This window comes from Streptomyces sp. NPDC002817 (genome assembly GCF_053592055.1).
This window is the reverse complement of the sequence record NZ_JBSFUY010000076.1, coordinates 1-11,692: the sequence shown is the minus strand read 5'-3', so window position 1 is coordinate 11,692 and position 11,692 is coordinate 1. Positions and strand designations below refer to the sequence as shown.

The following is an 11,692-nucleotide window of genomic DNA, read 5'->3' as shown; positions in this document are numbered from 1 at the left end:
GCCGTGCCTTCAGCACCATGACCCAGCACCCGCCCCCGAGTACCCGCAATCGCCCCGCTACCAGCAGCTATACCCACCGAAAGAGGAATCCAGCAGTAACGATCGACTACTGGCGCAGGACAGTAGTAGCTGTTCGCTCTGCGGACGGTGCTCCTCGCGGGGCGGCTTCCGCAGATGACGGGAATGGATCGATGACAAATGTGTGCGGCTGACCAAGTCGTAGTAATTGAACGGGTTCAGCGCCCGCGTGGTCGGGCCATGCTCTACCTTCGTCATCAGCGGAAGCTGTGGGGTGGTGAGCTCAAGGGAACGGGGGCCCTTCCATGAGGGAAGACGGCCGCCGCGTTGTCTTGCTGGAGTACGTCAGCGCGGTCGGCCAACTGGCGGTGTTTGGCGTGCGGGCTGATTGGGACCAGCCGAAAGCGGCGCTGCTTGACGTCAACCACGAGGAACTCTCGCTGTTCGTCTCGGCGAACCTCGACTCTTACCGCAGCGTCCGTGACCTCGCAGAGATGCCCGAACTCCTGCACCAGTACGACGATATTGTGCGCCCCCTGGCTGAATGGAGCGAACCGGGCGATGTCGTCTGCCTCGTCCCTCACGGCGCTCTGCACCGCATGCCCCTGCACGCGCTGCGCGTCGGTGAGCGGTACCTGATCGAGCGCAATCCGGTCGTCTATGCACCGAGCGTGTCGGTGTTGCGCCACAGCCGAACCGGCCGCAACCGCGCTGCACCCGAACAGCCGGAGACGATGGCCGTCTTCGGTGACTCGCGGCAGAACCTGCCGGACGCAGCAGCCGAAGCAACCATGCTCGGCGACCAGTTCGGCGCCGAGGTCCGGCTCGGTGCGGCCGTCACCCGTGAGAACCTCCAGCAGGCCCTGACCCAGGCCGATTTGGTGCACATAGCAGGACACGCCGCCTTCGACCAGCGGGATCCGCTGCAGTCTGGCCTCGAACTGCACGGCAGTGACGTACTGACCGCAGGCGAGATCTTCGGCATGCCACGCATGCGCGCCTCGCTGGTCACGCTGAGCGGGTGCGAGACGGGAATCAATCTCCATCAATCGGGCGACGAACTGATCGGCCTCACTCGCGCGTTCCTGTACGCGCGGACCTCCTCCCTACTGGTGAGCCTATGGTCCGTCGCGGACGACTCAACGGCGTTCTTCATGCGCCGGTTCTACGACCATCTCCTCAGCCGTCCTGGTCTTGCCAAAGCCGACGCACTGAGGACCGCCGTGCTGGAGACGATGAGGGAGCCCGGCTGGGACTCCCTCTACCACTGGGCGCCGTTCACGCTGATCGGCGACTGGCTCTGACCGAGAGCAGGGAGCGACCTCATGACAGCCGATGCGACGTACCGGGTGCTTTTCGACTCGGAACTCGAAGTCGACGAGGCGGACTTGAAAGCGATGGTGCGTCGCGGCGAGGTCGTCGTCGAAGACCACGACGTGGCGTTGCTGCGCCACCGCAACCGCGTGGCGCTCGCGTTGGGACCGATCGAGCGTGTGATCGACGCCCCAGTTTCGGAGCTGGACCCGGGCTTCGCACGCTGGGACGTACCTTTGCTGTGTGTTCTTCATCCGAGCCCTGGTTGCGCGTTCCGCCGGGCGCGGCTGACGGTCGACCTGCGTCCCACGGTGTCCGCTGTCGTGCGCGACATGTCCCCGCGCGAGGTCCACGGCGACCAGCCACTGGAGATCACCACCACGGTCGAGGCCGGCCTGAAGTTTGCTGTAATCCCCTCAGTGCTGGAGATCGACACCCGTCGTGAACGGGCCAGTACGCGCAATGTTCACGAGCCCACCGTCGTCACTTCGGGCAAGGGATTCTCCCGAGCGTTCTGGGACTTCCGCTCCAGCGGCGGCCCTCTGCAACCGGACCGCGAGATGCGGCTGCTGGTGGATGCCCCGGCCGGGGCACCACTCCTGGCCCGGTTCAACCTCACGGCGACCGTGACCGTCGACGGAGCCGCGCAGCTGATCCCGCTGCTGCGCAAACGCGCCGAGATCGACCAGACCTACCGTTTGGCCTGAGGAGCCCCCGTGCAAGCGATTCGTCATGTTCTTCTGGTGCTGGCTGGACTGCTCGTCCTGGCCTTGGCCGACGGCGTGGGCTCCACCCTGAGCGTGGCCCTGGCTCTGGCGCTATGCGTCGCGGTGAACCGTTCGGCCGCGCTCTTCCGCGAGTCCCACCACGCCGGACCGATCATCACCACGCTCCTCGTGCTGAGCCTCGCCCTGGGCCTCGGCAGTGCCGTGGTCCTCTTCTTGACTCGGGGATGGATCGCTGCGCTCGGGTTCGTGGTGCTGTTTCTGGTGTACTTCGCCTCGGCTGAGCCCTCGTACGCCAGGGCGCGCCGACGGGCGGAGGCGCTGCGCGATGCTCTGCTGGAACTCGTTCGCGCACGTCTCGCGCGGAAGGTCTCGGAAGAGCAGCTGACGGCGCGTGCCGACCGCCTCCTCAAGGAACAACTACGGGGGCCCGACTTCTACGGGGTTGCCGGTCGTCAGGCACTCACAAGCCCGACGGGGATGACGGCGGAAGAACACCAGCGCCTGCTCCAGGCCCTGCAGCGTCATCTCGTGGCGGTCGAGCGACGTCAGCCCCCGTCTCGCCTGCACCAAGCGGTACGACAGTGTCTGGACGCCGTCTGATGGCAAAGACACACGGCGTGCGGAAGTGGTTCGGGGAACGGCGAGTCGAAGGGGTCCTCCGGATTCTGGAACGCTCGCCGGACCGCGCCGCGGCTCTCGTTCGGCTGTCCTCCGGCATCAACGACGACGTGCTGGCCGGCATGATCAGCCTCAGTCGGACAGCCGAAGAACGAGATGACGACGACGAGTGCTTTGCCTGGGCGGAACTAGCCGTCGAGGCCAGCCTGCACGGAGGCACCCTCGCTGGGCGGGCCGAGACCCTGGTCTGGCAGGCCCGGACGTACCTCGACCGATGGCCGCGCAAACTCACCGACAGAACCCGCCGGCTTCCGTCGGCACAGCGCGGCATCGAAGAAGTCCTCAGCATTCTCGACGAGATCGGGACACCCGAGGACAGGGCGGTCGCACTGTACCTGCGCGCCCAGGTGCATACCGCATTCGCCAGGAGCACGGAAGCTTTCCAGGACAGCGCTTCCGCCGCGGAACTGGCCCTCCAGGGCGACGACGATGATCTGCTCTCCCACATCACCGGCTATCTGAGCAGGCACTACAACCAGCTGCCCGACGACCCCGAACTGACTGTTCCCAAACAGCTCGTAGCCCTCGGCGAACGGATCCTGCTCCGGATCAAGGGCGGACCATCATCGGCAGGGCTCTGCGGCGCCCTCGGCGACGCCTACATGCAACTCGACGACGAGCAGAAGGCACGGGCCCGATGGAAGGCCGCACGGCGCCTATACACGGCACAAAGTGATCCAGCCGGGGTCTTCGACATGGACCTGAACCTGGTGGGACTCGCTGTCGAAGGAGAACGGTACGCCGAGGCAATCGCGCTCGGCGAACAGGTACTCGACGACCATGGTGACGGGGTCAGGCCACGAAGACTTGCCCGGCTCCACCATCTGCTCGGCGCGATGCACCGCGAACTCGGCCAGGCCGACCAGGCGTTGGCCAGGTATGAGCAGGCCATCGCACTGGCCGAGGCCGATCCGGGACCGACGCGGGTCTCGGCATACTGCGTGGACGCGGCGCTCTACGCCATCGACTCTGCACGCCCGACCGTGGCCGTCGCGTACCTGGAAAAGGCCTATTGTTCGTGGAGCGGGCCTGCGTCGTGGCTCGCCGCCCTGACCCTCGCGGAACTACACCTGTCGCACTTCGGCAACATGACAGAGGCCAGGGCGTTCGCGGAGCGGGCGCTCGGCGCAGCGGTCCTCGACACACACACCGGCAATCCCGACGACGTGATGAAACATCCCGCCGTGCGCGCCTGTTCGCTGCACCGGGCCGGCCTTGCCGCATTCAGTGCTGGCGACATCGAGACTGCGTACCGACGATTCCACGACTTGGTCCCACTGTTGGCTGAAGAAATGACGCCACCGCTCATCGAACTCACCCCGACCTACGCGCATCCCGTCACTCCCCCCTCGCTCTCCGCGAGCATCTGGTGGGCGTACCTGACCAGCCAGCGGACGGGGAGAGAGCAGGAATCACGCGCCCACCTCACCCGCTACTCCGAGGTACTCGCCACCCACACGACCACGTTCCATGGTTTCGAGCTCGTGAGAGCTGATCCAGCACGAGCCCTGGACCAGCTCGGTGCCACCCTCGAAACCCTTTCGGCGTTCACGCCGCCTCCGGGCTCCATGATCGGCCTTGTCCGCTCCGCCATCGGGACATGCCATCTGCGACTAGGACGACTCCACGATGCGGCAGCCGCATACGAGAAGGCCCTGACCTCAGTGAACGGCCTTGATGGTCACTGGGAGGTGGACACATCGGCCCACTACGGCTTAGCGATCATCGCCGAGACACGCGGAGACCTCGTCCGAGCGGAGCAGCATCTGGCACGTGTCGTGGAACTCATGGAAGAATCTCGGGGTTCTCTCACCGGGATCGAAGAACGCATCGGTTTCCTGGCCGGCCACCTCGGCACCTACGAGCAGCTGATCCTTCTGCGCGTCCGTCTCGGCCGGACGTCCATGGCCTACGAGACGACCCAACTTGTCAAGTCCCGGACTCTCGGCGAACTACTCACCAGCGACGAACACCGGCCCATCGATCACGCCCTGGAAGCCGAGATCTCCGCTCTGCGCAGAGAGCAGGACGACTGGCTGAGCACGCACGTGGCACGCCCGGCCGACCCGTCGGCCGAGGCGCTGCTGAGCATGCTTCAGCCCGAAAAGGTCCGCATGGACCGGCACAGCGCTGCCGTGGACTCCCGCGAAAAACGCCGACTCTTCACCGGTCTGACCGCTCCCGAACCTCCGATGTCGTTCGCCGAAGTCCGAGCACTTCTCACCTGACAACTGGACGGCGGCCGTCTCCGGCCACCCCTGCCGTCACCGCACCCCCTTGGCATTCACGCAGTCGGCAATTGGCGGGAGTGTAAATCTCTAACGGCCCTGGCTCACCTGCCGAGCGCCGGCGGTGCGGGCCGAGCCCGCTCTTGGTTGGGGGAGCCAATGTGGTGGGGTCTCCCGGCCCTGTGTGGGGAGGCCGCAAGCGCGGCAACCACAGGGCCGGGAGTGGCCCTCGTTCCCTGAACCACCGTCCGATCCGGGCAACGAAGGGGCTGGCGGGAAAGAGGTAGGCGGGGTCGGGCTGCACCGTTCTTGTCGTCGATTCAGCTGGGGAGGATGCGCCCGGTGCGGGGGCAGTTCGACGTCCTCACAGGGGAGTGTGTTGAACTGTCGTCCCCGCACCGGGCTGGTGTTCCGCGCTCGGCCACGGGGGGTGCCGAGCGTGAGACGTGGGACCCGCGCACGGTCCTTGGAAGCCACGGGGGTGACCGTGCGCGGGCGTTCCTAGACGCCGACTGGCTGGTCGACGATGGGGGGCTGGAAGCGCCCGGCATGCAACACGGACCACGGAGTGCGCGCACCGGCCTTGTCCTGCTGCTGGAGGAGGTTCTCGGCGAGGCGCCGGCGCTGGACCTCACCCGTCCCGGCGGGCGCGTAGGTGCTCTGCATGTCCCGCCAGACGCGCTCGATGGGGAAGTCCACGTCCAAGCCGTTGGCGGCGTGCAACTGCATGGCGTCGTTGCCGGTTTCGGAGGCGAGATCGTGGCCAAGGGCCTTGGCCGCAAGGAGCTCGTCGTCGCAGGGCAGGCCACGATCAAGCATGTCGACCGCGTGATACGCCAGGATCCTGGCCATGAGCAGCCGGGCGGACATCTGGCCGAGCCGATCCTGTATGACGCTGAGGTCGGCGAGTTTGCCCTGGTAGCGGGGGCGCTGGCTGACGTACTGGGCAGTCAGACAGACGGCCGTCTCGTGCAGCCCCAGGGAGATGGCGGTCAGGTTGGGCCGGCCGTACAGGATGCTGCTGGACTGGGCGACTTCGAAGCCTTGGCCGACATCCCCCAGTACGTCATTGGGGGAGATGCGCACTCGGTCGAAGGTGATCTGACCGTAGCTGAAGCCGCGCAGTCCCAGCTTGGCGCTGTGCGGCACGATGTGCACCCCACGCTGATCGCCCTGGACGAGGAACGCCGTCAAGGCGCGCGAGGTGCGCGTGCCGGTGGGGGAGGTGCGGGCGACGACGACGTGCAGATCCGCGATGTGGCTGTTGCCGACATGGGCCTTGACCCCGGTGAGCACCCAGGCTCGCCCGTCCCACTCGGCTGCGGTCGTCATGCCGCCGATGTGGCCGCCCTGGTCCGGCTCGGTCACAGCGATCGACATCAGCACACTGCCGTCGGCCACGCTCGGCAGCAGCGCGGCGTGCTGGTCGTCGGTGCCGTAGTACAGCAGAGCGGCAACGGGGATCAGGCTGGCTTGGAGGATCGCGGCGACCGCGCCGGAGAGACGGGCGAGTCGATGGATCAAGATCGTCTTGGCGACGTGTCCGGCTTCCATGCCGCCGAAGGCCTCGGGCACGGTGACGCCGAACCAGCGGCGACCGGCCAACAGCCGGGCGATCTTCCGGTCCACCCGCTGCGCACTTTCCATGCGCTCTACCCGGGGCTGGATCTCTTGGGTGGCGAAGTCGTCGACGGCTTTCCAGAGTGCGCTGTGGGCAGGCGTGAGGAACCTGTCGAGGCTGTGGGGTGTGGCGGGCATGGACATGGGCGGGTCCCTTTCCCTGAAGGCTCACCTGACGGCTGCGGCTGGAACGGGATCAGCGGGCTGGCGCTGCGCGGTCAGGGTCTGCACCACGGTGGTGCCGGTGTCCTTGACGATGTCGAGGAGGTGCTGGGCCTGGGCCAGGGGGCGGGGTTCGGGGTCGATGACGCACACCGTTCCCCACGCGACACCGGAAGCCGTGTCGATGAGGGGTGCGCCGAAGTAGGAGCGGATGCCGAGGGCGTCGGTTACGTGGTTGCCGGCGAAGCGGGGGCTGGCGTAGACGTCGGGTAATGGCAGTGCCTTCTGGCGGGCGATCACTTCCGGGCACCAGCCGTGGCGTCGGCTCATGCTGCGGCCTACCGGGATCAGCCCGCTGTCCGGGGGCGGCTGGTGCAGGCCGATGAACGTCTGCTGGGGCCAGAAGACGTTGACGAAGCCATAGGCGAGCCCGGTGCGTTCGGCCATCTCCCGCGCGAGCTGGTCCATGCGATAGTCGGGGCCCGCGGTGATGCCGAGGCGTGCGATGACCTCCTGCCGCGCCTGCTCCACCGCGAGCAGCTGCGCGGTAGCGGCGCTGATCGACGCGGGCTGGTGGGGCAGCATGCCGGGCGGCGCCATGACTGCCTCCCGTGGGGAGGACGGTGTGCGTGCACCGGAATGGCCGGCGGCTGCGGGGGAGGGCATGAGGGGGTGCTGGTGGGTCATCAGATGTCCAAGGGGGCTGGGGTGGTGAGGCGGGTAAGGGCGTGGTCGACGAGGGTGACCAGGGCGGCCGCGACCTGGGTGGCCTCGCGGGCGTCGCAGCGCACCATCGGGATGGTGGGGGCGATGTCGAGGGCCTGGCGGACATCCTCGTGAGGGAAGAGGTGGGCGCCGTCGAACGGGTTGATCGCGATGATGAACGGCAGTCGGATCTGTTCGAAGAACGACACCGTTAGGAAGCTGTCCTCGAGGCGGCGGGTGTCGATGAGGACGATGGCGCCGACTGCTGCGCTGCATACGTCGTACCAGAGGTGGGAGAACCGCTGTTGGCCGGGCGTGCCGAAGAGCAGCAACTCAAAAGGGTGCGGGTCGGTGAAGCCGACGCGGCCGAAGTCGAACGCCACCGTCGTGGTCGTCTTGGACGCCACGTGGTCGAGGCGGTCGACTGGCACGCTCGCTTCGGTGAGGCGTTCTTCGGTGGTCAGCGGCGGGATGTCGCTGATGGCGCCGACCGCGGTGGTCTTCCCGGCCCCGAACCCACCCGCGATCACCACCTTGAACACGGTGCGGCCTGCGCTGGTCTCGCCGTGTCCGTCCGCGGCGGAATCCTCAGTTCGCGTCTGTGGGCTATTCATCGAGCCACTTCATCGTCAGGGCGGCGCGCAGCCGCAGGAGTAGATCTTGGTCGGGGTCGGACGCGGCGGCGGGGATGAGGACGTGGGCGGCCAGGAGGCCGCTGATGAGGATCTTGGCGGGGGTGAGGCCGCAGCCGAGGGTGCCGGCGAGTTCGGCGACGGAGCGCGGCCGGGCCTGGCACAGGGCCGTGATTTGTCCGCACTCCTCGGGCAGCCCGGGCCCTGGGCGGCCGGTGCCGGGGTGCAGCACCGATTCCAGGCGCAGCCGGTATTGCGGCCGGGTGCGGCCCCGGGTGAGCGCATACGGTCTGACGAACGCCGTCGTGTCTAGATCTGCCGCCACCGACGGGCGTCGCGCGGCGGGTGTCATCGTGTGGTGTCGGCCGGGAGGGTGCGGGCCGGGGTCAGCATGTGGGGCTCGAAGGCCGTGACCAGGCGTCCCATTTCGAAGCCCACGGTGCCGGCGTCGGCCTCGGGCGTGGTGACCACGCACAGCACGGTGTCCACGAACTGTTGCCCGATGCCGTGGTGGCTGCCGAAGGCGGTGCTGCGGCCGGCGAACTGAATGAAGATCAGCGAGTCCGGTCGCTCGATGATGATCTGCCGCGGCAGGTGCTTCTCGTGCCGGGGTCCGGTGATGCTGCCGCCCAGGGACGCCAGCCCGCACACGGCCGCGGCCAGTTCATCCGCCCAGTCTCTGTCGATGTCGCTGTCCAGTAAGGCGACGCCGTCACGCGAGGCCAGCACCGCATGAGTGGCACCAGCAACCTCGTTCACGAACTCGCGCAACAGCCAGGCCATCGACTCCCGGTGCTCCCCGGTGCCGTCAGAGGTGGATACGGGATCGCTGTGCGGAAGCATGCGTGGAACTCCAAACAAGAGGGGGGTGGGGGAGGGGTTAGTGGGATGCCGGGGGCTGGTGCGGTGGCGCAGGGGTGGTGGGGGTGGCGGCGCGGTAGGCGCTGCGGAAGGCACCCGCCAGGCCCGCCGTGGCAGCCCCAGTGGGCACCGCCGCGGCCGCACCAGGAGGGGGCAGACCAGCCCCCTTCTTCCGCTGCGGCAGTCCGGTCGGACCCGCGTGCGCAGCCGGAGCAGGAGCCGGGTCGGGCCGCCGTGGCGCGGGAACACGCGTGGGTCCTGCCGAGGCCTGGGGGACGAGGGTGGGCGCGTTGGGGGCTGCCAGGTCTTCGGCGTCGTCGGGCTGTATGGGGACGAGGAGGCGGCGGGGGATGACGACCAGGGCGGTGGTGCCGCCCAGCACGTTCTCGGACAGGGTGACGGTCAGGCCGTGCCGTTGTGCGATCTTGGCTGCGGTGAGCAGACCGAAGTGGCCCCGGCGTACCTGGTCGCTGACGTCGATCGTGTCCGGCGCGGCGAGCAGCTGGTTGAGCTGCGCGCGCACCGGTGGCTGCATGCGTAGGGCGCGGTCCTCCACCTCGATGGCCAGCCCCACCGGAACCGGCTGCGCACGCACCATCACCCGGGTCTCGGGGGCGGAGAACCGGCATCCGTTCTCGATCAGCTCGGCCAGCAGATGGGACAGGTCCGGCCCCACCTGCTGCGCCAGCCCGATCGCAGCCCCGGCCTGACCCGCCACCACGTCGACGCGGGGGTAGGCCACCACCTCCGAGACCGCACCGCGCAGCACCACCGACACCGACACCGGCCGCCTCGTGGCCCGCATCGACTGACCTCCCAGCACACCCGTGCTCTCCACCTGCCGCCGAATCCGGGTCACCAGATGATCCAACTGGTAGATCCGGTGCAGGAGTTCGGCGTCGTCGGTCGCGCCCTCCAGATCGGACAGCGCGGCCAGCGCTTTCTCGACCAGCGCATGTTCACGCTGTGCCAGGCGGCGCAGCACCTCCAGCAGCACCGCCGACTGCCGGCTGGCATGCACCTCGGCCAGAGAGCACACCACCCGCTCCTGAAGCTCACCCAGCAGCCGCTTCGCCTCCGACGTCGCAGGCTCATCGCCTGCCGCCGGAACGAAGACGAACGGAGAGGGGATCCCCTCCCCGCGCAGCAGCGCATCGACCGCCGCCTGCGTGGCCTTCTCCACCTCGGCGATGGCGTCCTGCACACCCGCCAACTGGTCGTCGAAGTGGTGCTGGACGGCCCGGGATGCTGTCCTCGTACGGCCCCAAGCGATCAGGCCGCTCACGCCGAGACCGCACGCCAGTGCGCCGAAGATGGTCCCGGCCGGCATGGGCAGGGTCCACCAGGCCAGGGCTGCGGTGCCGAGTAAGGCTCCGTCCACCAATCGTGGCGGTAAGACTGCGGCGCGAATCTGATCGTGCAGGGCGCGGTGCACCGGAGCGCCCCGTCTCCTCCTGTGCCGGCGGGGGGTTGCGGCGGTGGCGGGGGATACGCCGTCAGACATGACAATCCTCAACAACGGGTGCGGATGAATGGCGAGAGGGCTGTGCAGTGCGGAAGGTGTTTCGGCGGTCAGGGCGACGGCGGGAGTACGGCCTGCACGGTCTTGCCGATGACCTCGCCGTCATCGCTGCGCAACAGATCCCAGGCCAGGCGCCCCTCAGCGTGGGCGACCCACCACAGACCCGTCACCGGCGGGTAGCCGTCAGTGCCCTGACTGACGATCTCGTCAAAGCCCGGAAACTCCGGAAGAGCGTCGTCGACCTCGATGATCAGCTCGCCGTGTCGGCTTGGGCAGATCAGCCGGATGGCAACCATGCGGTCCGGGAAGAGCTTCGCGTGCCGGACTACGTTGTCCATGAGGTGCCCGCAAACCCGGGTCGCGACGTCGACGTCGCCCGGCCAGCGAGCCACCGTCAGCCGCGGCCGCACCCGCACTCGCACGTTCGAACCGACGAACTCATCCCCCTTCAACCGGTCCTCCCACCGATAAGCGGGCTGACCGCCGATCTCGATGAGTGCAGGGGGTTCGGTGGGCTGAGGCGAAGGGGTCACGGGAGCTCCCGGAGATTACGGCTGCGGTTGTGCAGGTCGACGAGGACGGACCCACCGTGCAGTACCTGGGGTAGGAACTCGTTCACGGTGTTCGCCGCGCTCGTTCCGGCTGCGGCATGGATGAGACCGGCGCTGATGCGGAGGGCGGCGAACAGAGTGCTGCATCGGAGAAGGGCGATCCCGCCCGTGCGCCACTCTTGGCACGCCCGCTCCGTGATGTCTGCGCACAGCAAGAGCCACGTGCCTACGGCCAGTTCACGGTCCTGACCGGGGGAAATCTGAACTCCCGCCTCTGCCAATCCCTCTTGTCGACCGGCAGGGGCATGCTCGAGCAGACTGGACTGGGTCCCGACGGACCGCAGGGATCCGCTGCTGCTGTCCCCGGTCATCCTCGCGCCTCCGCGGTGCAGCGCCGGATCCGGCGGCGGGGTGTCGCATTCCGTGTACGTCCCGTAGTCACAAGTGGATGATGGGTTGGGACAGCGACGGGAGAATAGGTCGTTCGGCGGCCATGCACGGCCACGTGGCGGCCACGTCCGGAATCAGGCGCGATGACACCTCACACTGATGGCATGAGCCGCAATGACGCGTTGAGATGACGGCGGCCGTGGCAAAGTCCAGATGTGCGGCCAGCCGAGTCCAGGCTGATGGCCACCGGAATTCCAGGTGGATGGCCGTCTGACCAGTGGTG

Annotated in this window: 11 protein-coding genes; 4 read left to right on the top strand and 7 right to left on the bottom strand. The window is 67.9% G+C overall.

What is annotated here, in order from left to right:
- Positions 1-323 precede the first annotated feature (323 nt).
- Genes ACWD3I_RS48625 through ACWD3I_RS48610 form a run of 4 tightly spaced genes read left to right on the top strand, consistent with a single transcriptional unit; the run spans position 324 to position 4,966 of the window.
- Positions 324-1,322: a CHAT domain-containing protein gene (locus tag ACWD3I_RS48625; protein WP_365413127.1), complete on the top strand. Its 999-nt coding sequence runs from the start codon at positions 324-326 to the stop codon at positions 1,320-1,322.
- A 21-nt stretch (positions 1,323-1,343) separates the two neighbouring features.
- Positions 1,344-2,039: a hypothetical protein gene (locus tag ACWD3I_RS48620; protein WP_365413125.1), complete on the top strand. Its 696-nt coding sequence runs from the start codon at positions 1,344-1,346 to the stop codon at positions 2,037-2,039.
- Positions 2,040-2,048: 9 nt separating this feature from the next.
- Entirely contained in the window at positions 2,049-2,660 is a 612-nt protein-coding gene (locus ACWD3I_RS48615; RefSeq protein WP_365413123.1) for a hypothetical protein, read from the top strand.
- Positions 2,660-4,966: a tetratricopeptide repeat protein gene (locus tag ACWD3I_RS48610; protein ID WP_451084447.1), complete on the top strand. Its 2,307-nt coding sequence runs from the start codon at positions 2,660-2,662 to the stop codon at positions 4,964-4,966. The genes ACWD3I_RS48615 and ACWD3I_RS48610 overlap by 1 nt, the downstream gene beginning before the upstream one ends.
- 501 nt (positions 4,967-5,467) lie before the next feature.
- Here the strand turns inward: ACWD3I_RS48610 and ACWD3I_RS48605 are convergent.
- From ACWD3I_RS48605 to ACWD3I_RS48575, 7 genes are all read right to left on the bottom strand, one after another.
- Positions 5,468-6,730: an acyl-CoA dehydrogenase family protein gene (locus ACWD3I_RS48605; RefSeq protein WP_365413119.1), complete on the bottom strand. Its 1,263-nt coding sequence runs from the start codon at positions 6,728-6,730 to the stop codon at positions 5,468-5,470.
- Between the two features lie 24 nt (positions 6,731-6,754).
- Entirely contained in the window at positions 6,755-7,348 is a 594-nt protein-coding gene (locus ACWD3I_RS48600; RefSeq protein WP_365413117.1) for a GAF domain-containing protein, read from the bottom strand.
- Between the two features lie 86 nt (positions 7,349-7,434).
- The gene (locus ACWD3I_RS48595; RefSeq protein WP_365413115.1) at positions 7,435-8,067 is read right to left on the bottom strand and encodes a GTP-binding protein; all 633 of its coding nucleotides are present in this window, start codon (positions 8,065-8,067) and stop codon (positions 7,435-7,437) included.
- Positions 8,060-8,410 carry a DUF742 domain-containing protein gene (locus tag ACWD3I_RS48590; RefSeq protein ID WP_365413113.1) on the bottom strand — a complete coding sequence of 117 codons (351 nt, stop codon included), beginning with the start codon at positions 8,408-8,410 and terminating at the stop codon, positions 8,060-8,062. The genes ACWD3I_RS48595 and ACWD3I_RS48590 overlap by 8 nt, the downstream gene beginning before the upstream one ends.
- Positions 8,411-8,433: 23 nt before the next feature.
- Entirely contained in the window at positions 8,434-8,928 is a 495-nt protein-coding gene (locus ACWD3I_RS48585; RefSeq protein WP_365413111.1) for a roadblock/LC7 domain-containing protein, read from the bottom strand.
- 37 nt (positions 8,929-8,965) lie between these two features.
- The gene (locus ACWD3I_RS48580; protein ID WP_365413109.1) at positions 8,966-10,327 is read right to left on the bottom strand and encodes an ATP-binding protein; all 1,362 of its coding nucleotides are present in this window, start codon (positions 10,325-10,327) and stop codon (positions 8,966-8,968) included.
- 191 nt (positions 10,328-10,518) lie between these two features.
- On the bottom strand, positions 10,519-11,001 hold the full coding sequence (locus ACWD3I_RS48575; protein WP_365413107.1) for a sensor histidine kinase: 483 nt from the start codon (positions 10,999-11,001) through the stop codon (positions 10,519-10,521).
- Positions 11,002-11,692: the final 691 nt, after the last annotated feature.